The sequence below is a fragment of the Pleomorphomonas sp. PLEO genome (assembly GCF_041320595.1).
Taxonomy (GTDB): Bacteria; Pseudomonadota; Alphaproteobacteria; order Rhizobiales; family Pleomorphomonadaceae; genus Pleomorphomonas.
This window is the reverse complement of record NZ_CP166625.1, coordinates 5,343,132-5,366,181: the sequence shown is the minus strand read 5'-3', so window position 1 is coordinate 5,366,181 and position 23,050 is coordinate 5,343,132. Positions and strand designations below refer to the sequence as shown.

Here is a 23,050-nt window from a genome sequence, read left to right as displayed (position 1 = left end):
AACAACGGAGGCTCGTCATGAGCACAAGAATCGTTCTGATCGGCGCCGGAAGCGCCATGTTCGGCCTCGGCGCCGTCGGCGACATCCTGCGCAGCAAGGCGCTGGTCGGCTGCACGATCGTCCTCAACGATATCAACCCGGAAGCGCTCGCCTTCGTCGAAGGCGTCGCCAGCCGCTATATTCGCGACAACAACCTTCCCTACAAGATCGAGGCGACGACCTCGCTCGACGTCGCGCTGAAGGGCGCCCAGTTCTGCCTGATTTCCATTGAGGTGGGCGACCGCCATACCCTTTGGGAGCAGGACTGGAAGATCCCGCTGCAATACGGCTTCCGTCAGGTCTATGGCGAAAACGGCGGCCCCGGCGGCCTGTTCCATGCCCTGCGCATCATCCCGCCGATCCTGAAGATCTGCGAGCGCATCTCCGCCGTCTGCCCCGATGCCTATGTCCTCAATCTCAGCAATCCGATGGTCCGCATCTCCCAGGCGGTGCACACCAAGTTCCCGGCGCTGAAATACGTCGGCATCTGCCATGAGGTGGCTTCCCTCATGGAACACCTGCCGCTGATGCTGAACACCCCGTTCGAGAACCTCGACATCAAGGCCGGTGGCTTCAACCACTTCAGCGTTCTGGTCGAGGCGACCTACAAGGACAGCGGCAAGGACGCCTATCCCGACATCCGCGCCAAGGCGCCGGACTATTTCGCCAAGGCGCCGGCGGTCTACGGCTACATCGGCGAACGCAGCCTGTTCCAGGTGATCCTGAAGCGGTTCGGCCACCTGCCGATCACCACCGACAGCCATTTCGGCGAGTATATCCCCTGGGCTGCCAGCGTTGCCGACCATCGGGGCATCCTGGAGTTCTATTCGAGCTACAAGTCGAACATGCGCTCGAACCACGACGAGGCGCTGCGGCGCGTCGCCGAAGGGACGCCGCCGGAGGAATACTGGCGTGTGGTGCCGATCATCGAAGGCATCGTGGCCGACGACCATCACAGCGAACTGGCGGTCAACGTGCCGAATAACGGCCTGATCGACTATCTGCCGGCCAACCAGATCGTCGAGGTGCCGGGCATCATTGACGGCAAGGGTATCCACGGCGTCCGGCTCGATCCCTATCCGAAGGCGTTCGCGGCGCTGTTGATGACCCAGGTTCCGGTCAACGACATGACCACGGAAGCCGTGCTGCGCGGCTCCAAGGAAGCAGCGCTGCAGGCGATCCTGGTCGACCCGGTCTGCCACGATGCCCGCGCCGCCGAGGCTTTGCTCGACACCATGCTTTCGCTTCAGAAGGACCACCTCGCCTACCTGAAGTGAGCGACATACGACCCGCCATGAAAGGCGGGCTAAACAGGGGATCGACCGTTTTTTCGTCTTCAGAAGCGCCGGATGCGGACCATGAGGTTCCCATCCGGCGGTCAACCAGGGAGCACCTTATGACTACTTTTAATGCTAGATCCGTGACCAGCCTGTTCGCAGCCGCACTGCTTGCCGGAGCCGCCACATCGGCGTTCGCCGGCGAGAAGGCCGACGTGATCCACTGGTGGACCTCGGGCAGCGAGGCCGCCGCCGTCAAGGTGCTGGCTGACGCCTACAACAAGGCGGGCGGCGAATGGGTTGACGCCGCCATCGCAGGCGGCAACGGCAACAATGCCAAGTCGATCGGCATCAACCGCATCGTCGGTGGCAATCCGCCGGCGGCCATGCAGATCATTCCCGGCAAGGAACTCGACGAGTTCGTCGCCAATGGATATGTGCGGGACATCTCCGACCTTGCCGCCGCTGGCGGCTGGAAGGCGGCCATCCCCGCGCTGTTCTGGGATTCGATCACCCGTGACGGCAAGGTCTATGGCGTTCCCATTGATCTGCACGGCCAGACCTGGTCGTGGTGGTCGATTCCGGCCCTCCAGAAGGCTGGCGCCGACGTGCCCAAGAGCTGGGACGATTTCTTCCCGACCCTCGACAAGCTCAAGGCGGCCGGCATCATCCCGGTGGCCGTCTCGCGCGACGCCTGGACGATCGATTCCATGTGGCGCTTCCTGATGATCTCCAAGGGCGGCACCGACCTGTTCAAGAAGGTCTATATCGATCGCGACAGCGAAGCCATGCACAGCGCCGCCTTCAAGGGCGTGGTGGAAACGCTGTTCAAGATGCGTGACTATTCCGACGCCGGTGCGTCGGCACGTAACTGGAACGACTCGACCGCGCTGGTCATCAACAATACGGCCGGCGTTCAGTTCATGGGCGACTGGGCCAAGGGCGAATTCCTCAACGCCGGCAAGAAGCCGATGGCCGACTTCGCTTGCACGCCGACCATCGGCGCCAACAAGGGCTACGTGTTCGGCGGCGACATGTTCATCGTGACCGCGACCAAGGATCCGGCGCTGCTCAAGGCGGAAGATCTGCTGGTCAACACCATCATGGACAAGGACGTTCAGGTTGCCTTCAACCTGGTGAAGGGTTCGATCCCGGTGCGTGGCGACGTCGACACGTCCAAGGTCGATCCTTGCGGCCAGATCGGCCTCAAGCTGATGGCCGATCCGGCCAATCAGGTTGGTGACCGGGACTTCTACCTGACCCCCGATGCCATCGGCGCCATCCAGGACCTGCTGGGCGCGGCGTGGGCCGACAAGACTGCGTCGGTCGATGACTTCGTCGGCAAGTTCGAGGCGGCAATCTCGACGCAGTAATCGTCGGCGGCCTACTCGGCTGGCGGGTTCGACAGAGCCCGCCAGCTTTGGTCCGCGATCAGCAGGAGAGTGCCGGCATGGCGCGAAAACAGAAGCGAAGCTGGGGTGCGACGCTGACGATCATTCCCTTCTGGGTTCTCATCCTCGGGGCCTATGTCGGCACCATGATCTGGACGGTCTTCATCTCGATGACCAGTTCCAAGATGCTGCCCAACAGCACTTTCGTCGGCTTTGACCAGTACCGGCGGCTGTTCGCCACCGACCGCTGGAACATCGCCGTTCACAACATCATCATCTACGGCGCGCTCCTGATGATGCTCTGCCTGGTCATCGGCTTTCTCATGGCCGTGATGCTCGACAGCCGCATCCGCGCCGAAGATACGGTTAGGACGATCGTCCTCTACCCCTACGCGATGTCGTTCATCGTCACCGGCCTGATCTGGCAGTGGATGATGAATCCCACGGTCGGCCTCGAAAAGGCGATGCACGACTTTGGCTGGACGAGTTTTTCCTTCGACTGGCTGGTGACGTCCGACAAGGCGATCTACGCGCTGGTCATCGCCGGTGTCTGGCAAGCGTCGGGGCTGATCACGGCGTTGATGCTCGCCGGTCTTCGCGGCATCGACCAGGATATCTGGAAGGCGTCGCGGGTCGACGGCATCCCGACCTGGCGCGTCTACTTTTCGATCGTCCTGCCGATGATGAGGCCGACCATCGTCACCGCCGTGGTGTTGATGTCGCTGTCGGTGATCAAGGCCTACGATCTGGTCGTCGCCCTGACCGGCGGCGGACCGGGCCTGTCGACCGACGTGCCGGCCAAGTTCATCATGGATTTCTTCTTCGAGCGAGCAAACATCGGACTGGCGACCGCCGCCTGTTCCGTCCTTCTTGCCTTCGTCCTCGTGTTCTTCACGCCGTGGTTCTACTTCGAGTACTTCCGCGAAAAGAAGGGGAACCGCTGATGACCTCCGTCGTCGCAACCCAAACCCATGCTCGCGGCCCGAGACCGAACCGTCTCACTCCCGGTCGCGCCGGCATCTATGCCTTCGTGGTGGTGAGCTGCCTGTTCTTCCTGATGCCGCTCTACATCATGGTGGTCACCAGCTTCAAAACCCAGGACGAGATCCGCATGAGCCAGATCTTCGCCCTGCCGCGCGACTTCACCGTTCAGCCTTGGATCGAGGCCTGGTCGAGTGCCTGCACCGGCGTCTCCTGCGATGGCCTGAAGATCGGCTTCCTCAATTCTGTGACGATTACCGTGCCCGCCGTGATCCTGTCGATCCTGGCCGGCGCCATCCTCGGCTACAGCTTGTCGCTGTGGCGGACCAAGGGCTCGAACTTGCTATTCGGCCTGCTGTTGGCCGGCGCCTTCCTGCCCTACCAGATCTTCATCTACCCGTTGGTTCGGGTCTACGCCTACGTGTCGCTCTACGGCACGCTGTTCAACATTATCACCGTGCACGTCATCTTCGGCCTGCCGGTGATGACGCTCTTGTTCCGCAACTACTTTGCGTCGGTGCCGATCGAACTGTTCAAGGCCGCCCGGGTGGATGGCGCGGGCTTCTGGCGCATCTTCATCTCGATCATGCTGCCGCTATCGACGCCGATGGTCATCGTCGCCGTCATCTTGCAGGTCACCGGCATCTGGAACGACTTCCTGCTCGGCACCGTGTTTGCCGGCCAGACCAACTGGCCGATGACGGTTCAGCTCAACAACATCGTCAACACCACCCAGGGCACGCGCGCCTACAACGTGGATATGGCTGCGACCATCCTCACCGCCGCCGTGCCGCTCACCATCTACTTCCTCTCGGGTCGCTGGTTCGTCCGCGGCATCGCGGCCGGCGCCGTAAAGGGTTGACATCATGACGACAACAGAAATGGAAAAGCACGCCGTCATGGCCCACCATGCGACGTCCACCAACGACGCCAGCGTATCGATCCGCGATCTCATCATCCGCTACGGCGCGGCGACCGTGCTTGACCGCATGTCGCTTGACATCGGCAAGGGCGAGTTCCTGGTGCTGCTCGGACCGTCGGGCTGCGGCAAGTCGACGTTGCTCAACGCCATCGCCGGGCTCCTGGATATCACCGACGGCGAGGTCTGGATCTCCGGCCGCAACGTCACCTGGGATGAGCCCAAGGATCGCGGCATCGGCATGGTGTTCCAGTCCTACGCGCTCTATCCGCGCATGAGCGTCGAAGACAACATGGGCTTTGGCCTCAAGATCGCCGGCCTTCCCAAGACGGAAGTGAAGGCGCGCGTGGCCAAGGCGGCGCAGATCCTGCAACTCGAACCGCTCCTGAAGCGCAAGCCGTCGGAACTCTCCGGCGGACAGCGCCAGCGCGTCGCCATCGGCCGGGCCCTGGTGCGCAACGTCGACGTATTCCTGTTCGACGAGCCGCTCAGCAACCTCGACGCCAAGCTCCGGGCGGAGCTGCGCGTCGAGATCAAGCGGCTGCATCAGGACCTCGGCAACACGATGATCTACGTCACCCACGACCAGATCGAAGCGATGACGTTGGCCGACCGCATCGCCATCATGAAGGGCGGCATCATCCAGCAGTTGGCGCCACCGCATGAGGTCTACAACAAGCCGTGCAACCTGTTCGTCGCTGGCTTCATCGGCTCGCCGAGCATGAACTTCCTCAAGGGACGGCTTGCCATTTCGGGAGATGACGTTGCCGTCGGCATCGGCGATCTCAAGATTTCCTTGTGCGCCTACGAGCGCTCAGGCAGCGATCTTGTCGACGGCACCGAGGTGGTCCTCGGCGTCCGCCCGGAACACATTGTCCTCGGCAGTGCCAGCCTGGGTGACGAAGGTGGCCGCCGCTTCTGGGCCCCGGGGAAGATCGAGATGGTGGAACCAACGGGCGCCGACACCATGCTCTGGAGCAAGCTCGGCGGACAGTCGGTGACCATTCGCGTCAGCGCAGATCTCGGCCATCATCTTGGCGATGCGATTGAGATCGGCCTCGATCTCGGGCGTGCCTCGCTGTTCGACGCGGGGACCGGCGAACGCCTCTAAAGCGGGTTGAGGGGCACGGAGAGAGAACAACGACGATGGAAAAGACAGCTGCGGTGGTGAAGGCGGGACGCGGCCCGACGCGCGACGGATCTATATTCGATCGGGTGGTCGATCGCAGACATTCGGACTCAGTGAAATGGGCCTGTGGGGCCAAGCTTCTCGCGCCGGACGAATTCGCCGCCGATCCGTTGCCGATGTGGGTGGCGGACATGGATTTCCGGGCGCCGCTGCCGGTGATCGACAAGCTCCGCGAGGTCGTGGAGCAGGGCATGTTCGGCTATCCCGACGTTCGGCAGAGCTACATCGACGCCGTCGTCGGCTGGGAGGGCAAGCGGTTCGGTTGGGACATCTCCGGAGACTGGATTGTTCAGTCGCCCGGTGTGGTGACGGCGCTCAGGGTTGCCATTCAAGCCTTTTCCGCTCCGGGTGATGCGGTGCTCATCCAGCCACCCGTATATATTCATTTCCATACCGATCCGGTGCTGAACGGTCGCCGATTGGCATCGGCGCCGCTTCTGCGCGTCGACGATGGCTATCGCTTTGACGCCGCCACCTTCGAGGCGGCGATCACGGACGACACTAAACTGTTCATCCTCTGCAATCCCCACAATCCGACAGGGAATGTCTGGTCGGAGGATGAACTCAGGACAATGGGCGAGATCTGCGCCCGGCACAATATTCTGGTGGTCTCCGACGAGATCCACCAGGACCTGATCATCAACCCGGCGAAGAAGCACCATCCCTTTGCTTCGCTCGGCGAAGCGTTCGCCCAGAACAGCATCATTTGCACGTCGCCGAGCAAGACCTTCAATCTCGCCGGTTTGCGAAGCGCCAATCTCATCATTCCCAACCGGCGCATCCGCGACGAGTTCGAGCGCCAGGTGGAGCGGAACATGGCGCCGGGGGTAAACACCCTCGGCATGGTGGCGGCTGAAGCGGCCTACCTCTACGGCGAACTGTGGCTGGAGGAGTTGCTGATTTATCTGCGCGACAACCATCGCCATTTTGCCGAGGCGATCAACGGCGCGCTGCCGAAAGTTCGCGTGTTACCGGCGGACGCGCTTTACCTTGCTTGGATGGACTGTCGCGGTCTCGGCATGGACCCTGATGCCCTCGACAAGTTCATGCTCACCAAGGCGCGGCTCTGGCTGGACAAGGGCCAGAAATTCGGCCCCGAAGGCCATGGCTATATGCGGGTAAATCTCGGCTGTCCCCGCGTCACGGTGGACGAGGCGATCAAGCGCCTCGTCCAAGCCGTTTCCGCTTTGTCGTAGACGACACCTGCCGGTTGTTTGAGCCCAAGGCTAAAAAGGGACGTCGCTCCGTCAGAGGACTGGCATGCCGAGCGCCTCGACCAGCGCCTTGTCAATCTCGCCGGTGGCCGGCAGACCCTTGGAGGTCTGGAAGGCGGCGATGGCGTCCCGCGTCTTGCGGCCCATCTTGCCATCGGGAGCGCCTGCGTCGAAGCCCAAGCTGTCAAGGATAGCCTGGGTGCGGGCGACGGTCTTGGAGGTGTCGACGGAGGCAGTGTGTTCCGGCGCCGCCGCCCAAGCCGGATCGGTCGGCGGAACGTCTTCAACCTTGGGGTCCAAGGGCTTGGCCACCCAGGTTTCGACGGCGAGGCGGGCGCGGGCGAGGTCCTCCTTGGACAGTACCTGGGCAATATCGTCGCGCTTCTTGGCACTGTCCGTATCGCCGGCGGTCGCAGCCAGCGCAAACCACTTGTAGGACGTGGCAAGATCGCGCGGCACACCAAGACCGCGGGCATAGAGGATGCCCAGGTTGAACTGGCTGTCGCGGACACCGCGCTCGGCGGCTTCCTGGAACCACTTTGCCGCCTGCGCATAATCCGGCGTACCGAGGCTGCCTTCGGCGTTGAGGACGGCGAGGTTGTGCATGGCCTTGGCGTTACCAAGGGCCGAAGCCTTGGCATACCAACCAGCGGCGGTCTTGGCATCGCGCGCCGTGCCGATGCCCTTTTCATACAGGCTGCCGAGCCTGTATTGGGCCGGTGCCAGGCCGGCCTCGGCGGCGCGGCGGTACCAGTCGATGGCGGCGCCGAGGTCCTGCGGCACGCCACGGCCATCAGCAAAGCGCGAGGCCACCTCGACGGCCGCCAGCGGGCTTCCACTGGCCGCCGCATCGCGCAACGCCTTCGGGCCGATGGCGTCCGGGAGCATCGGCGCTGTGCCGACTGGTGGAGCAGTCAACGCCCCGGTTGTCGCTTCAGGAGAGACGGGGGGCGCCGAAGTCACAGCCGGAACCGGAGCGAAGCCATCGGTTGGCAACGCGGGCGGTGTCGGCGAGAAGCCGTCAGCCGGCATCATGCCTTGAGGCCCCGGCGGTATTTCGGAGACCACTGGCGAAGCGGAGGATGGCGCGATCTCTGTCGTCGGCGCAGCGATGGCGGCGGGCGTCTCGACGGCCGGCGCTTTGGGGGCAGGCGTTTCCACGGCAGACGTCGTGGCGGAGGCGATCTCGGCTGGTGCGCTCTGTATGGCCGGCTCTGATGAAGAGGTGGCTTCCGCCGGCGCTCCATCGGATGCCGAGAAGCGTTTCAGCGCGTCGTTGCCGATCTTGGCAAGGCCAAGCGCGATCAGCACCACGGCGGCGACCATCGTTGCCTTGCGTAAATTGAAACTAAGCTTCGGCAAGACGAAGCGTGATTTGCCGCCGGTTGGTGCTTCTTCCTTTCCAGTCTCGCCGGGTACTCCGCTACCGGCCGCCTGGGCAGCCCGACGGGCGGCAGCGATGAAATCCGCCTTGGTGGGCGCGCGCGCCGCGTCGGGTGTGGCCGCCCGGTCGGTTGCTGGCGTTGACTTCGGCAAGCTTGGCTTGCCCGATCCCGGCTCGAGCGGCTTGTTGACGTCGAAACCGGGCGGCAGCGCCGGCTCGCTCGCCTTGCCTTGCTCCGGCTTGCCGAGCGGCGGCTCGACGCGTGGCGCCGGCTTGGATTTCCGGCCAAAGATGCGCGGTAGATCTTCTCCGTCCTCGGACTCCGCTATGGACGGAATCCGCCGGGTAAGAGCCTCTTCTATTTCTTCCCAGTTGTCCTTCGGAGCTTGCGACGCCTTGGGCTCGATGGTTTCGCCACGCGGCTCGTCGGCGCTGGCCTCGCGCAGGGCCAAGCGCTCCACTGTCTGGCCGATGGCCAGCAACAGGTCGCGATCGCGTTCGGCATCGGCCCGAAGGTTCTCGCCGAGCCGATTGATGCCGGCCTCGACGCTGGCGAGGCGGGCAGGAGCGTCGTTGCCGTGGCGATCGGCAGCAGCCGCCACGCGGTCGGCAATGGCTTCGACCGACAAAGAACTCGACATGGTGGCGTCAAGTCGTTCCAGTGCGTCGGCCAGAGCGGCGATCTCGTTTGGTCGCGTTTCGAGGCGGGCGGCAATGTCGGCTATCCGGCTTTCCAGGCGATCGAAGGCCGCTGCGCCGATCGACGGCGGGTCCAGGCGTTCGATCCGCTCAACCAGCGTCCGCACGTCGGCGGCAAGGCCGGCATCTGGCCGCCCGGCCGCGGCCAGCACATCTTCGCGCAGGCGCTCGACGGCACTTTCGAGAGCGTTGACTTCCTTGCTGGTCGCAAAATCGATCTCGGCAACGGACCGCGTCAGTACGGCGATGCGGTCTTCGATTTCCGAGATGCGGCCGCCCGTTGCCGGCTCGGCAAGCTTGGCCTCAATGCGCGTCAGGGCCGCGCTGAGGTCGGCCGGCAGACCGCTGACCGACGGTCGGAGTTGGGCTTCGAGAGATCGGCCGAGTTCGGCGAAACGCTCGTCGAGCGCCCTGATGGCGATGGCATCAAGCGTCACGTTGGGGTGGTCGAGGGAAAGGCGCAGGCCGTCGATTTCCTCGGCAAGTCGTGGCAGGCCGTCGGTCGAGCGTGCGATGCGCTCAATGGAGACCGACTGCCGCTCCAACTCGTGGGCGAACCGCGGAAGTTGTTCGGAGCGCTGCGCAACCTGCGACAGCGTGGCGTTCTGGCGTTCAAGGCCCTCCTGCCAGCGTGAAAAGTCGCCGATGTCGCGTTCTATGGCGCGGATGCTGCCGGCAACGTCGTCGAGCCGGTGCTCGATGGCGGCGATCACTTCGCGCTTGTCGAGTTGGGCGACGGCGGCGGCGAGATCGGACAGGCTGCGGCCGAAGTCGCCGAGCACGCGCTGGTCGCCGAACCCTTGGTCGAGCCGTTCGGCGAGGCGATCGAGGCGCGCGGTGATGACGCCGACCTGCTCGCCTGACGGCAGGGTGGCGATCAGCCGCCGAATTTCCGCGAGGCGTTGCACGAGGTCACCAACGACGCGCGGGTTATCGACGGAGGAACGGATATCGTCGAGCCGCTCCACCAGCGTGTCGAAAGCGCTTTCCAGCGATCGCCCGGAGCTAGCCTCGATCAACCGCTCGACCTCGGCCCGTAGATCGGCCACTTCCGTTGTCAGACCTTCGCCAAAAGCCGGTGCCCGCCGGCGATCGGGGGCCATTTCCTGGCTGAGAGCGCGGACGCGGGCACCGAGCTCGGCAACGCCCAAGTCGTCACGGCGGTTGCTCCGCCCGGGGGCAACCGCGTCCCGCTTGCGCGAAATCTGGTCGATGGCCCTCTGCAGATCATCTGGTCCGGGGGCACGTGATGCCGGCCGGACCGGTCGCCGTTCCTCGGCCGGCGACAGCGTCCGGATGCGTTCGCCAAGGCGGTCGAGAGAGGTCAGGATGCGATCGACCGGATCGCCACCCTGCCGGTCGCCTTCCGCCCCATAGCCGCCGGTGCTGTCTGACTCTCGGTCGTACTGGCTCGCTCCGCCCATTCCGCCGTTCAAACGAGACGTAGCCCGCGACGCCATGATCGTTCTCCCCGTTTGCAATGCCACCCTCGCGGCAAGAGCCGCCGAGATGGAACACCGCCAGGATGCATTCATTCACAGGGCAATTTGCAAAAACAGGGTAAACGTCCGGTTAATCACGCGGCCAGTTTTGTCAGCTTTTTAAGCGCTCTGAACGGAACCTTACCGGATCGCACCGAAAAACAACGATTATGAGCCTCTGTCACCCATCCTTGACGTAAAGGGAAGCTTATGCGCAGTTTGACGGGGGTAGCGGTCGTGGGGCCGTTCCGGCGGCCTTGCATGGAGGGTATGGCGGGTGATCGAAAGCGACGAGCCGGCTGCCGAGGCGCAAATCGGGGCCGTCATTGCCGACAAGCTTGAGGACGATGACGGGCTGCACCCGCGTGGGTCGCTGTTTTCGATCGGCGATCTCGCCCGTGAGTTCGACGTCACGCTCCGCACCCTACGTTTCTATGAGGATAAGGGGCTAGTCAGCCCGCGCCGCGAGGGCCTCAATCGCCTCTATTCCCGACGGGACAGGGCGCGTCTCAAACTCGTGCTGATGGGAAAGCGTGTCGGTTTCTCGCTGACCGAGATCAAGGGGATGCTCGATCTCTACGATCTTCGCGACGGCCAGGTGGCCCAGCTCAAGGTGGCGCTCGACCGTTTCAACGACCGGATCGCGATCCTGGAGAAGCAGAAAAAGGAAATCGAACAGGCGCTGATGGAGTTGCGCCGCACCACGGCGGTGGTGAGCGGTCTCCTCAAGGAAAAGGAAGAGAAGGAGGCGGAAGCGCGCCGGAGCTGAGTGGCCGGAGGCCCGCCGGCGAATGAGGCCGAACATTGCCGAAGCCGCCTCGGGCGGGTTTCGGCGCCAAGCGGAGCGGAAGCCAAGGGCCGGAGGCCCGCCGACGATTCAGGCTTAAATAAAGAAGCCGTCGCGGGCGTGATAGGGTATTCTTCTGTCGAGAGACCAACCGGGAAAACCACAATGCGCGCGATCCTGGCAGCCCTTGTTGCGTTCGGCACTCTTGTCTCCGTCACAGCCGCCTCCGCTCAGGCCCTGCCGGCTGACGAAGGCTACAGTTTGCAGCCGGCCGTCGGGGACTATCTCAAGATTGACCGCCGCACCGGCGATGTCTCGCACTGCTCCGCACGCGACGGAGCCTGGTCTTGCCAATTGATCGCTGAGGACCGCAAGGCCTACGAGGATCGCATTGCCGAACTCGAGGCGGAGAACGATCGGCTGAGCAAGCACATCGCGGAGCTAGAGGCACAAAATAAGAAGGCGCTGGCGCCGCTTCTCGATAAGGAAGACGAGCAACACCTCCAGGAGTTTCTGGATCTTGGCGACCGCATGTTCCGCCACTTCTTCGATCTCGTGGAGCGACTGCGCCAGCGAGATGAGGGGCCGATCTAGCGCCTCGCATTATGGCGGCGGCCAAATTCCACAGTTTTATTTGGAAAAATGCAGTCGTCTGCGGCATGAGGCATAGCGGTGCGACAGGTGCTGCGGCATGATCGGGTTTACCTTAAGCACCTGTGGGGAGATGAGAGATGCTCAAGGAATTCAAGGAATTCGCACTGCGCGGTAATATGGTCGACCTCGCCATCGGTGTGATCATCGGCGGGGCCTTTGGCGGGCTGGTCAATTCGATTGTCGCCGACCTCCTGATGCCGGTCATCGGGCTCATCACTGGCGGCATCGATTTCACCAATCTCTACGTTCAGCTATCGGGAACCCCGGTGGTGGGGGATCTTGTCGCCGCCCGAAAGGCAGGTGCGACGATCGCCTACGGCAACTTCGTGACGCTGGCCATCAACTTTCTGATCATCGCCTTCGTATTGTTCCTGGTGGTCAAGCTGATGAACCGCATGAAGAACGATAGCGAGCCGGTTGTTGAAGCGCCGCCGGAGGTGCCGGCAGATGTCGCGCTGCTCGCGGAGATTCGCGACCTTCTGAAGAAGGGCTAACCGGCTGGGCAACGGGTGCGGCCTTGCGGCAGCTTCCTCCATATCTTGTCTTTTGATTCGTTTTTGCGGGACTGATATCTCCAGGGGACGGTGATTCCCGCCAACCCTTCGAGCAGGCTCCCTCATGACATCAGAAGCTGCCGCGCGTTTTCTCGACGACATCAGGCCAGCCGCTCGGAATGCCCCGCCAAGCGGTATCGTCGAGGTTCACCTTGAAGGACTGCGAAGGCCGGGGACAGCCAAGCTGTGGGTGGGTGAGGGCAGTCTGCCGACGCCTGATAACATTCGCGATGCGGCGATCCGTTCGCTGATGGCCGGAGAAACCTTCTACACCCATCAGGCCGGCCTGCCGGAGCTGAGGGAAGCCCTCTGCCGCTATCATGATCGGCTCTATGGGCCGTTCGGGGGACGACCCGCCGACGTGAATCGCTTCGTTGTCACCAGCTCCGGTATGCACGCCATTCAGATGGCAGCGTCACTGGTCGCCGGATCCGGTGACGAAGTGATCGTACCGACGCCCGCTTGGCCGAACGCGCCAGCCGCCGCCGCGTTGTGCGGCGCCATAGTGCGCGAGTTGCCGATGCGTCTGGGCGCCGCCGGCTGGGATCTTGATCCTGACGATCTTGAAGCCGCGATCACGCCTCGCACGCGAGCCATCTTCATCAATTCGCCCAGCAATCCTTCCGGCTGGGTCGCGAGCCGCGATCGACTTGCCTCCATTCTCGACATCACCCGTCGGCATGGCATCTGGATCGTCGCCGACGAGGTCTACGGCCGCTTCTGCTATCTGGACGGCCTGCCGGTGGCCCCCTCTTTCCATGAGGTAGCCGAGCCCGAGGATCGGCTGATCTTCGTCAACACATTCTCGAAGAACTGGGCGATGACCGGTTGGCGGATCGGCTGGATCGAAGTGCCTGCAACTCTCAACGCCACCGTCCAGAATCTGGTGCAATACACAAGTTCCGGAACGGCCGTCTTCATGCAGCGGGCGGCGACCGAGGCGCTCGATAACGGCGAAAATTTCCTGGCCTTTCAGATTGCCCGGGCGCGCGACAACAGAGCGGCGGTCGTCGCAGCGCTCGCAGCGGCGGGTGGCGTCACGTTGTCGCCGCCAGATGGCGCCTTCTATCTGTTCTTTTCGGTCGAAGGCGAAAGCGACACGCGCCAGCTCTGCCTGGACATGGTCCGCGAGGCCGGCGTCGGCATCGCGCCGGGCACGGCTTTTGGCCGGGGAGGAGAACGCTTCATGCGCCTTTGCTTTGCCGGCGATCCTGGCGAAATTACCACCGCGCTCGGTCGCCTTTCGGCTTGGCTCGCGGCGCGCCGGGCGGCCGTCGGCGGCCGTTAGTGTTTTTTGCGGATATTTGAATTTGAATTTGATCTGAGACAGTTCCTTTTCCGTCGAACTCGTGCATGTTACATCCGGACTTGCACTGAAGGGCTGTTCCTGATTTGACAAGCCTGTAGGCGGGTGGTGGCCCGCCGGGACGTAGGGGAGAACGAGGCGGATATGGGAGAACTCGAGGACCGTCGGACTGCGGTTTCGGAGGCTCGTTTCGAGAGCCTTCTCGATACTGCCGCCGATGGCGTCATCGTTATCGACGAGACTGGTCGCATGTTGGTCTTCAACAAGATCTGCGAGCAACTGTTCGGCTACACCTCTCAGGAGGCGATCGGCCAGAACGTATCGCTGATCATGCCGCCGGAATTCTCGCTCTCCCACGACCGCTTCATGCACAATTATCACCGGACCGGCGAGAAACGGATCATCGGCATCGGCCGAGAAGTTTCCGGCATGCACCGTGATGGCTCTGTTTTTCCCTTGGAGCTGTCGGTCGGCGAGGCGAAGACCGCCGAGGGGCGTCAATATATAGGCGTGCTGCGTGATCTGCGCTCCCGTCGCGCCGTCGAGCAGCGTGTGTCGCAGTTGCAGGCGCAGGTGGTGCATATGACGCGCCTGTCCGCCATGGACGAGATGGGCGCTGCCATGGCGCACGAACTCAACCAGCCGCTCACGGCGTTGCTGCTCTATCTTCAGGCGGTGGCACGACAGATCAAGTCCTGCCACGCCGACGGCAAACCGCCAAGCGACAAGATGCTTGAGGTGCTCGACAAGGCCGTGCAAGAGGCTGAGCGGGCCAGCCATATCGTCCAGCGCATGCGCCAGATGGTGGAGAAACGCGATCCTGAGCGCGCGACTATCGATCTGCGCGAGGTGGTCAACGAAGCGCTCGACCTCAGCGAATTTGTTGCGCAGGGTGCCACAGTCACCATACGTCGCGTCTTTGGTATGACGCCGATTCATGTCGATGCCGATGCGACACAGATCCAGCAAATCATTCTCAACCTGCTGCGCAATGCTCTTGAGGTGGCCAAGGAGAGCGAGGAGCGCTGGGTGAAGGTATCGATCGGCTCTGATGATCGATCGGCCTTCGTATCGGTGACCGACAGCGGGCTTGGTTTCTCCGAGGACACCGGAAAGTCGTTGTTCAAGACGTTCAGTACGACAAAGAAGTCTGGCATGGGGCTTGGGCTCGCGATTTCCCGTGCGATCGCCCAGAATCATGGTGGCGATCTCATGGCCGATCCCGGCGGCAACGGGCAGGGGGCGACGTTCACGCTGATGCTGCCGATGCACCGTCCGGACGAGGCGGAAGACGATACGTGGGGGTGAGAGGCGGCGTGGCGAGCGTCGGTGGGGGAAGGAAACAGTTCAATACGGTCGTCCGGGCGGACGACAACTGGCGCGGCCAGGGGTTTCGCCGTATAAATACTTAGACCAACAAGGTCCGCGGTGGTTTTGCGGCGAGCCAGCCCTTCGGCTGGCAGGCCGTAAGGACGCGGAGCGGACGTGATCCATGGACTTGGCTAGCCGGGCGGGACCCTGGCGGTCTTCAGGGATCCTCAGATTGAGGAAGGGTGACATGGCTGAAACAGAAGGAAAAATCTTCGTTGTCGATGATGACGCCTCGGTGCGGGACGCGCTGTCGGTCATTTTCGAGATGGAAGGTTACGGTGTCAGGACATTCGCGGACGGCGACCAGTTCCTGACGGCACTCAAGACGGATAAGCCCTCTTGCGTGCTGCTCGACGTCCATATGCCGGGTAAATCCGGTCTCGACATTCTCCGCTCGATCGATGTCGGTACCTTCCCATCGCCGGTGTTCATCATCTCCGGCCAGGGTGATATCCCCATGGCTGTGAGTGCCATCAAGGCTGGTGCAACCGACTTCATCGAGAAGCCATTCGACGCCGACACGGTGGTGACGCGGGTACGCGAGGCGATTGCCTCCTACGGCCGTCACATCAACGGTGGCGCGCCCGCTCTCAGCTTCCCTGGCGCCGAGCATTTGACGCCGCGTGAGCGCGATGTTCTCCAGGAAATCACCGGCGGCGCCTCCAATAAGGAAGCCGGGCGGCGGCTTGGTATTTCCCCGCGCACCATCGAAGTGCATCGCGCACGTATCATGGAAAAGCTCGGTGCGCGCAACGCCGCCGATCTCGTCCGCATCGTGCTGACTGCGCATACGGGAGATCACGGATAAACATTGTCGGTTGATCAGGGCACACTACTTTTTCCTGCGACTGGTTAGCGTCTCGCAGATTAAGAGTGTTGCCAATGTATATCATTGTTGAGGACGATCCTTCGGTCGCCGACGCGCTGCAATCCCTGCTCTCCGGAGCGGGATTGTCGGTGCGTGTTTTTTCGACCGCCGAGGAACTCATTCATTCCGCATCTTTGACGTCCGAGGACACGATGATCGTGGACCTTGGCCTGCCCGGTATGAGCGGTGGCGAGCTTGTGCGCCATCTCGAGAAAGCCGGGGCAAACCCAAAGGTGATTGCTATCTCCGGCAAGTCTTCGCGGACGATCGCTCGCGAGACCGAGGGGCTGTCCGATCTCAAGATTCTGCGCAAGCCGCCGGCTGCCGACTGGCTGGAAGCGATCACCGCCTGATCTTATCTGCCTCGATCCTGGTTTGGTCACCCGGTTCGCCGGGTTTTTTTGTCCTGCGATGCTCGGGGAGTAGGACGGCGCGTAGCCGTATTCTCTATGTTTTTGCCTGCTTTGTGCTCGCGGTGTCCATCCTGGGACGTTCCGTGAGCGTGGTGGTAGCCTATGGTTACCACTTGGTCCGCCGCGGCCTGTCGGTGCCTTACCCAGTCATCTTTCCTCAGATGGTTAAGTAACCAAACGAATTACCGCAGGGCACATTTGTCCATATTGTGCCATTATCGATAGTGGTGCGGCCGAAGCGGACGGGTTTCGGTCGAGCTGGCGGGAAAAAGAGGCGGCCATGGACGGATGGCCGGTCGATCTTCCGGTGGCCTGACGACCACGTGTCATCGAGCATGTGTCATCGAGGAGGGATCGATGTTCATTGAGAAAAAGACGTCATTCGACGAGAGCTCCGGCGGCTTTGATAATAGTCGCCATCGCAGCCGTTATCTGGGCACCAGAGTGCGTGCGCCGGTTGACGACAGCGCCTGGACGCACTACCGCGCGTCGCCGCGTGCCCGGCTTGACCGCCATGATGCCCATTCCGTGCTGTTCCGTGAGGATGACGCGGCAAGCCACGTCTACGAAGTGGTCAGCGGTCAGATCATGCTCTATCGCCTGCTGGGCGACGGTCGTCGGCAGGTCGTCGACATTCTTGGCGAAGGCGACCTCTGCGGTCATTCGCTGACGGGCGTCTACGATTGCACGGCCGAAGCGTTGACCTACGCCGAAGTGCGGGTTCTCGATCGCCGTGACATCGATCAGTCGACCGATCTGCTCGCCCACGTCAATCGCTGTCTGCTGACGCGCATTGAGGCGCTACACAGCCACGCGGTGTTGCTCGGGCGCAAGTCGGCTACGGAACGGGTGGCTAGCTTCCTGATGCGCTTCGTGCCCGGCCGCGGCGTTGTCGGCTGTACCGGCCCGGAACGCCTGAGCGAACGGCACAGCGCCGATAGCGAGTTGGTGGTGCTTAAGATGACGCGGCAGGAGATCGCCGACTTCCTCGGCCTCACCATCGAGACGGTGAGCCGCGTGCTGTCCGATCTCAAGCGGCGCGGCGTCATCTCCATCGAGCGCAATGACCGCATTCGTCTTGTCGATGTCTGCCGTGTCTGCAAGATGACTGGCATCCACTGAGCCGGTCTGCCGGCTATACCGCCACCGAATGCCGCCCGCCCGCGCCGAGGTAGGCATCGAAGGCGGAGGCGACGAGGCGCGCCAACTCGGCGGCATGGCGCGTGATGACAAGCCGGCCGTCGTCAGCGACCACCCAGCCGGCGCCAAGTAGCGGCGCCAGTTTGTCGAGGTCGGCCGAGAAAGTGGCGGCATCGGCACCGTGGCGTGCCGCGGTGGCCGAGAGGTCGACGTCGTAGAAGCAGAGGATTTGCTCAATCACGTCGGCCCTGAGCCGGTCTTCGGGCGTCAGGACGCGCCCGCGCTCGGTTGCGAAATGGCCACCGACGATGCGTTCGCGCCAATTGCCCGTATCCGTGACGTTTTGCGCATACCCGGCCGGCGTCCGGCCGATCGACGAGGCGCCGAAGCCGATCAGCGTGTCGGCGCGGTCGGTGGTGTAGCCCTGGAAGTTGCGGCGGAGCGTCCGCTTCGACAATGCCACGGCCATGGCGTCGCTCGGTTGTGCAAAATGATCGATACCGATTGGCGCATAACCCGCCGCCGCGATCGCGCCGTGGGCTGCCCGCTCGAGTTCGAGCCGCTGTTCGCTTCCCGGTAACTTGGAAACGTCGATCAGTTTCTGGTTGGCGCGGAACCAGGGAACATGGGCGTAGCCGAACAGCGAGATGCGGTCGGGCGCAAGTGCGATCGCCGTTTCGACGGTGCGTCGGATGGAGGAGGCACTCTGTTCCGGCAAACCGTAAATCAGGTCGAAGCTCAGGGAGGAGATGCCGGCGTCCCTCAGTTGCTCGACGGCGGCGGACACCGTTTCCGCCGGCTGGATGCGGCCGATCGCTGCCTGAACGCTTGGGTCGAAGTCCTGCACGCCAAGACTAGCGCGGTTGACGCCGATGCTGGCAAGAAAACGTGCTCGCCCTTCGCCGAGATGGCGCGGATCGAGCTCGATGGCATGCTCGGTTTCCGGCCCGATATCAAAGAAGCGATGGAAGTCGCCGACGATCGCCTCAAAGGCGGCGGCGGAAAGCAGGTTGGGTGTGCCGCCGCCCCAATGGATGTGCGACACGGCCCGGCGCCCGATCCGCGCCGCCACCATGGCAATCTCCGACCTCAGGACCTCGACATAAGCCTCGATCGGCGCGTAGCGGCGGCTCGCCTTGGTGGTGCAGCCGCAGTAATGGCAGATCGAATGGCAGAAGGGGATGTGGACGTAGAGCGAGATGGGGCCGTTGTCCGCCGCCGCCCGGTCGAGGAAATCGCCATAGGTGTCCGGTCCGACATCGGCTGAAAAATGCGGCGCCGTCGGATACGAGGTATAGCGCGGTACCGTTGCGCGGATCAGGGTTTCGAGCGAAACGGCTTCGTCCTGGTAGGTCATACCCAATCCTTGGCGCCGACAGCCGGCTCAGACATTGATCGGCGTCAAACTTTGCGGCATTGAGCCGAATCAGTCGGCCATCGCCATCTCAGCGGACGGGTATCTGCCTCCTGAACCGTCTCGCTTGCAACGGCCGCCGTCTGGCTCGTATCGCACATTAAAATTAGTCCATTTTGATATAGGCAAAACGTCTTGAACTACGGTAAACCCCGTTTATTCCCAGATTGGCTTTGACCTTTGTCAAAGCTGGTGTGCGTAGACCCCACTAGGTTGTTTCCCGTGCTCTGGACGCGACGGTCCGGGGTGGGGATGCCGGGGGTGTCGGCAAACGGGCGAGGCGAGGCGCCTGTCGGCTACGGCAGGCGATCTCCGACAGAAGCGGGGCGACGAACATGACGGCGTTGAGGGCCAAACCTCTGATGTCGCTCGAGGAGACCGGTTATTCGGTTTTCCTGGGGCTGCTCTTTCTCTATTGCGTTCTGGCCGCCGGCAAGGCGGTGGATCCGGTATTTGCCTTTCATGCCACCATTGGCGCCATTGCGTCGGCGGCCGGCATCTTCCTGATCGTGAGGTCGTTCATCGACCGTGACGGAAGGGTTGAACCGGACGAGATCAACGGCAAGCCGAACTACAACCTCGGCCCGATCAAGTTCGCCTCGATCGCTGCCATGTTCTGGGGGCTCGCCGGCTTCTCGGTGGGCATTTGGATCGCCCTGGAACTGGCCTATCCGGTTCTCAATCTTGGCCTTCCCTGGACCACCTTCGGTCGTCTCCGGCCCCTGCACACGTCGGCGGTGATTTTCGCCTTTGGCGGTAACGTGCTGCTCGCGACATCCTTCTATGTCGTGCAGCGCACCAGCCGGGCCCGTATGCCGGGCCTCGTCACGCCATGGTTCGTCATCCTCGGCTACAACGTGTTCATCGTGCTTGCCGGTACGGGCTATGTGCTGGGCGTTGGCCAGGGTAAGGAATACGCCGAGCCGGAGTGGTACGCCGATCTTTGGCTGACCATCGTCTGGGTCGCCTATCTGCTGATCTTCCTGGCGACGCTGTGGCGGCGCAAGGAGCCCCACATCTACGTGGCGAACTGGTTCTATCTGGCGTTTATCGTCACCATCGCCATGCTGCACATCGTCAACAACGCGGCGGTGCCGGTCAGCTTCTTTGGTTCCAAGTCCTATGTCGTCTGGTCGGGCGTGCAGGACGCCATGGTGCAGTGGTGGTACGGCCATAACGCGGTGGGCTTCTTCCTCACCGCCGGCTTCCTCGCCATCATGTATTATTTCGTGCCGAAGCGGGCCAATCGGCCGGTCTATTCCTACCGGTTGTCGATCATCCACTTCTGGGCGCTGATCTTCCTCTATATCTGGGCCGGTCCCCATCATCTCCATTATACCGCGCTGCCCGAGTGGGCTTCGACGCTCGGCATGGTGTTCTCGGTGATGCTGTGGATGCCGTCCTGGGGTGGCATGATCAACGGTCTGATGACGCTGAGCGGTGCCTGGGACAAGCTCCGCACCGATCCGGTGTTGCGTCTCCTCGTGGTGTCGGTCGCCTTCTATGGCATGTCGACCTTCGAGGGACCGCTGATGTCGATCAAGTCGGTCAACTCGCTCAGCCACTACACCGACTGGACCATCGGCCATGTGCATTCGGGCGCTCTCGGCTGGGTCGGCTACGTCTCATTCGGTGCGCTCTACTGCCTGGTTCCCTGGATCTACGGCAAGCGGGACGTTTACTCCTTGAAGCTGGTCGACTGGCACTTCTGGATCTCGACGCTCGGCATCGTGCTCTACATCACCTCCATGTGGGTGTCGGGTATCATGCAGGGCCTGATGTGGCGCGCCTACACCAACCTCGGTTTCCTGCAGTATTCCTTCGTCGAAACGGTCGAGGCGATGCACCCCTACTACGTCATCCGTGCGTTGGGCGGCATCCTCTTCCTGAGCGGCGCGGTGATCATGGCGGTCAACCTTTATCTCACCATTCGCCATGGCGAAGCCGAGAAACCTGCCGCTGACGTGGCTCTGGCTCCGGCCGAGTAAGGAGACGACTGATGAGTCTCATGCAAAAGCATGTGGTGTTCGAACGGAACTCCATCGTCCTCCTGATCGGTATTCTGATCGTGGTGGCTATCGGTGGCCTGGTCGAGATCGTGCCGTTGTTCTACCTCAAGAGCACCATAGAAACGGTGACGGGGATGCGTCCCTACTCGCCGCTGGAGCTCGCGGGCCGCAACATCTTCGTTCGCGAAGGCTGCTATCTCTGCCACAGTCAGATGATCCGCCCGATGCGCGACGAGATCGAGCGCTACGGCCATTTCTCGTTGGCGGCCGAGAGCCAGTACGATCACCCGTTCCAGTGGGGGTCGAAGCGGACGGGGCCTGATCTTGCCCGTGTCGGAGGCAAGTACTCCGATGATTGGCACGTCGCCCATCTGACCGACCCGCGCTCGGTAGTGCCGGCCTCCGTCATGCCGCCCTACGCTTTCCTGAAGGAAGCGCCGCTCAAGGGGGAGCGCATCGGCGAAGACATGAAGACGCTGCGGCTTGAAGGGGTGCCCTACACCGACGAGGAGATCGCCAACGCCACGGCCGACCTCAAGGCGCAGGTGAGCCCGGACGGTACAGCTGATGCTCTGCTCGCCCGCTATCCCAAGGCGGTGGTGCGCGATTTTGACGGCAATCCGAACAAGCTCAGCGAGATGGATGCGCTGATCGCTTATCTTCAGATGCTTGGCACGTTGGTCGATTTCTCGACCTACGATGACAAAGCCAACCTGCGTTGAGGTGGAGCCATGGACTTCAGCTATGAACAGGTTGCCATCTTTGCCCAACAGAGCGGGCTTCTGTACTTCTTCCTGATCTTTGCGGCCATTTGCGTCTACGCGCTCTGGCCTAAGAACAAGACGAAGTTCGACCACGCCGCGCAGATCCCGCTTGAGGAGGATTGAGCCATGGCTCATGAGGAAATCGACAAGGTCACTGGCGTGGCGACCACCGGCCACGAGTGGGACGGGATCAAGGAACTGAACAACCCGCTGCCGCGCTGGTGGCTTTGGGTGTTCTACGCCTGCATCGTCTTTGCGATCGGCTACGCCTTTGTCTACCCGGCGGTTCCGCTTGTCTCGAGTTATTCCAAGGGGCTGCTCGGCCACTCGCAACGGGCTTCGGCGCTTGCCGAGACCCAGGCCGGTCAGGCCGCGCGCGCTGAGGTGGGCAAGGGGCTCGCCAATGCCAGCCTCGATCAGATCAAGAACGATCCCAAGATGCTGGAATTCGCCATGGCGCAGGGCCGCGCCGCCTTCGGCGACAACTGCGCCCCTTGTCATGGTTCCGGCGCGACCGGCTCCAAGGGTTATCCCAACTTGCAGGATGACGACTGGCTGTGGGGCGGCACTCTGACCGACATCGAGCACACCATCACCGTCGGCGTTCGCTCGACCAGCCCGGACACGCGCATGAACGACATGCCGCGCTTCGGTGAAGATGGCCTGCTTGATGCCAAGCAAATCCGCAACGTCGCCGGCTTCGTGCTGTCGCTGTCGGGCAGTTCCGTCAAGGGTGCCGACGTCGAGGCGGGTAAGCAGATCTTCGCCGAGAACTGCACCAGCTGCCACGGGGAAGACGCCAAGGGCAGCCATGAGTTGGGTGCGCCCAACCTCACCGACAAGGTTTGGCTCTATGGCGGCGATGAAGCGTCGGTGATCAACACGATCACCCATGCCCATCGGGGCGTCATGCCGACATGGGGTGGCAAGCTCGATCCGGTGACCATCAAGTCGCTGGCGATCTATGTTCACGACCTCGGCGGCGGTACTTGATCCTAAGCCTTCAGTGGAACGGGAGCGACGGTGGGCAATCAATGCCCGCCGTCGTCTGTCGAAAGGCCCGGTGAGGGCAGGACGGCATTGTCGAATTCGCGGTTCGTTCTTCGGTCTTTTTTATGCTAATGTGCTAATAATAGAGGCAATTGCTTATATGATCGACTGCTAGACGAAAAAGGCGGTCTCCGGGAGACGAAGGC

At 62.5% G+C, this 23,050-nt stretch carries 20 protein-coding genes; 18 read left to right on the top strand and 2 right to left on the bottom strand.

The genetic code is table 11. The features are described from left to right. Nucleotides 1–17 precede the first annotated feature (17 nt). From AB6N07_RS24800 to AB6N07_RS24775, 6 genes are all read left to right on the top strand, one after another. Nucleotides 18–1,316 (top strand): hypothetical protein, encoded by a 1,299-nt coding sequence (locus AB6N07_RS24800; RefSeq protein ID WP_370675697.1) that lies wholly within the window; start codon nucleotides 18–20, stop codon nucleotides 1,314–1,316. 119 nt (nucleotides 1,317–1,435) lie between these two features. Next, on the top strand, nucleotides 1,436–2,689 hold the full coding sequence (locus tag AB6N07_RS24795; protein ID WP_370675696.1) for an ABC transporter substrate-binding protein: 1,254 nt from the start codon (nucleotides 1,436–1,438) through the stop codon (nucleotides 2,687–2,689). Between the two features lie 77 nt (nucleotides 2,690–2,766). Then, a complete protein-coding gene (locus AB6N07_RS24790; protein ID WP_370675695.1) occupies nucleotides 2,767–3,651 on the top strand; it encodes a carbohydrate ABC transporter permease in 885 nt (294 codons plus the stop codon). Then, nucleotides 3,651–4,550, top strand: coding sequence for a carbohydrate ABC transporter permease (locus AB6N07_RS24785; protein ID WP_370675694.1), 900 nt, complete (start codon nucleotides 3,651–3,653; stop codon nucleotides 4,548–4,550). The genes AB6N07_RS24790 and AB6N07_RS24785 overlap by 1 nt, the downstream gene beginning before the upstream one ends. Nucleotides 4,551–4,554: 4 nt before the next feature. Next, nucleotides 4,555–5,718 carry an ABC transporter ATP-binding protein gene (locus tag AB6N07_RS24780; protein WP_370675693.1) on the top strand — a complete coding sequence of 388 codons (1,164 nt, stop codon included), beginning with the start codon at nucleotides 4,555–4,557 and terminating at the stop codon, nucleotides 5,716–5,718. A 35-nt stretch (nucleotides 5,719–5,753) separates the two neighbouring features. After that, nucleotides 5,754–6,992, top strand: a complete 1,239-nt coding sequence (locus tag AB6N07_RS24775; RefSeq protein WP_370675692.1) for a MalY/PatB family protein — start codon at nucleotides 5,754–5,756, stop codon at nucleotides 6,990–6,992. Nucleotides 6,993–7,043: 51 nt separating this feature from the next. Here the strand turns inward: AB6N07_RS24775 and AB6N07_RS24770 are convergent, their stop codons facing one another. After that, nucleotides 7,044–10,553, bottom strand: a complete 3,510-nt coding sequence (locus AB6N07_RS24770) for a peptidoglycan-binding protein (RefSeq protein ID WP_370675691.1) — start codon at nucleotides 10,551–10,553, stop codon at nucleotides 7,044–7,046. Between the two features lie 346 nt (nucleotides 10,554–10,899). Between AB6N07_RS24770 and AB6N07_RS24765 the strand changes: the two genes are divergently transcribed. The 8 genes from AB6N07_RS24765 to AB6N07_RS24730 all read left to right on the top strand — a co-directional run bounded on the left by AB6N07_RS24765 (nucleotide 10,900) and on the right by AB6N07_RS24730 (nucleotide 17,649). Beyond that, entirely contained in the window at nucleotides 10,900–11,343 is a 444-nt protein-coding gene (locus AB6N07_RS24765) for a MerR family DNA-binding transcriptional regulator (protein WP_370678320.1), read from the top strand. 183 nt (nucleotides 11,344–11,526) lie between these two features. Then, nucleotides 11,527–11,955 (top strand): hypothetical protein, encoded by a 429-nt coding sequence (locus AB6N07_RS24760; protein ID WP_370675690.1) that lies wholly within the window; start codon nucleotides 11,527–11,529, stop codon nucleotides 11,953–11,955. 137 nt (nucleotides 11,956–12,092) lie between these two features. Beyond that, nucleotides 12,093–12,509: a large conductance mechanosensitive channel protein MscL gene (gene mscL / locus AB6N07_RS24755; RefSeq protein ID WP_370675689.1), complete on the top strand. Its 417-nt coding sequence runs from the start codon at nucleotides 12,093–12,095 to the stop codon at nucleotides 12,507–12,509. A 124-nt stretch (nucleotides 12,510–12,633) separates the two neighbouring features. After that, a complete protein-coding gene (locus AB6N07_RS24750) occupies nucleotides 12,634–13,857 on the top strand; it encodes a pyridoxal phosphate-dependent aminotransferase (RefSeq protein WP_370675688.1) in 1,224 nt (407 codons plus the stop codon). Nucleotides 13,858–14,019: 162 nt separating this feature from the next. Further along, nucleotides 14,020–15,183, top strand: coding sequence for a nitrogen regulation protein NR(II) (locus AB6N07_RS24745; protein ID WP_370675687.1), 1,164 nt, complete (start codon nucleotides 14,020–14,022; stop codon nucleotides 15,181–15,183). Nucleotides 15,184–15,433: 250 nt separating this feature from the next. After that, on the top strand, nucleotides 15,434–16,054 hold the full coding sequence (locus AB6N07_RS24740; RefSeq protein WP_370675686.1) for a response regulator transcription factor: 621 nt from the start codon (nucleotides 15,434–15,436) through the stop codon (nucleotides 16,052–16,054). Nucleotides 16,055–16,128: 74 nt separating this feature from the next. Beyond that, entirely contained in the window at nucleotides 16,129–16,467 is a 339-nt protein-coding gene (locus tag AB6N07_RS24735) for a response regulator (protein WP_370675685.1), read from the top strand. 417 nt (nucleotides 16,468–16,884) lie between these two features. Beyond that, entirely contained in the window at nucleotides 16,885–17,649 is a 765-nt protein-coding gene (locus AB6N07_RS24730; RefSeq protein WP_370675684.1) for a Crp/Fnr family transcriptional regulator, read from the top strand. Between the two features lie 13 nt (nucleotides 17,650–17,662). Here AB6N07_RS24730 and hemN read toward each other — a convergent pair whose 3' ends face one another. Beyond that, nucleotides 17,663–19,024 (bottom strand): oxygen-independent coproporphyrinogen III oxidase, encoded by a 1,362-nt coding sequence (gene hemN, locus AB6N07_RS24725; RefSeq protein ID WP_370675683.1) that lies wholly within the window; start codon nucleotides 19,022–19,024, stop codon nucleotides 17,663–17,665. A 419-nt stretch (nucleotides 19,025–19,443) separates the two neighbouring features. Here hemN and ccoN point away from each other — a divergent pair, with 419 nt between their 5' ends. From ccoN to ccoP, 4 genes are read left to right on the top strand one after another with little or no spacing between them, the layout of a single operon-like run. Next, a complete protein-coding gene (gene ccoN / locus AB6N07_RS24720; protein ID WP_370678319.1) occupies nucleotides 19,444–21,069 on the top strand; it encodes a cytochrome-c oxidase, cbb3-type subunit I in 1,626 nt (541 codons plus the stop codon). A gap of 11 nt (nucleotides 21,070–21,080) precedes the next feature. Continuing rightward, nucleotides 21,081–21,812, top strand: coding sequence for a cytochrome-c oxidase, cbb3-type subunit II (gene ccoO / locus AB6N07_RS24715; protein ID WP_370675682.1), 732 nt, complete (start codon nucleotides 21,081–21,083; stop codon nucleotides 21,810–21,812). A gap of 9 nt (nucleotides 21,813–21,821) precedes the next feature. Next, nucleotides 21,822–21,977 (top strand): cbb3-type cytochrome oxidase subunit 3, encoded by a 156-nt coding sequence (locus tag AB6N07_RS24710; RefSeq protein ID WP_370675681.1) that lies wholly within the window; start codon nucleotides 21,822–21,824, stop codon nucleotides 21,975–21,977. 3 nt (nucleotides 21,978–21,980) lie between these two features. Next, nucleotides 21,981–22,847: a cytochrome-c oxidase, cbb3-type subunit III gene (ccoP, locus tag AB6N07_RS24705; protein WP_370675680.1), complete on the top strand. Its 867-nt coding sequence runs from the start codon at nucleotides 21,981–21,983 to the stop codon at nucleotides 22,845–22,847. Nucleotides 22,848–23,050: the final 203 nt, after the last annotated feature.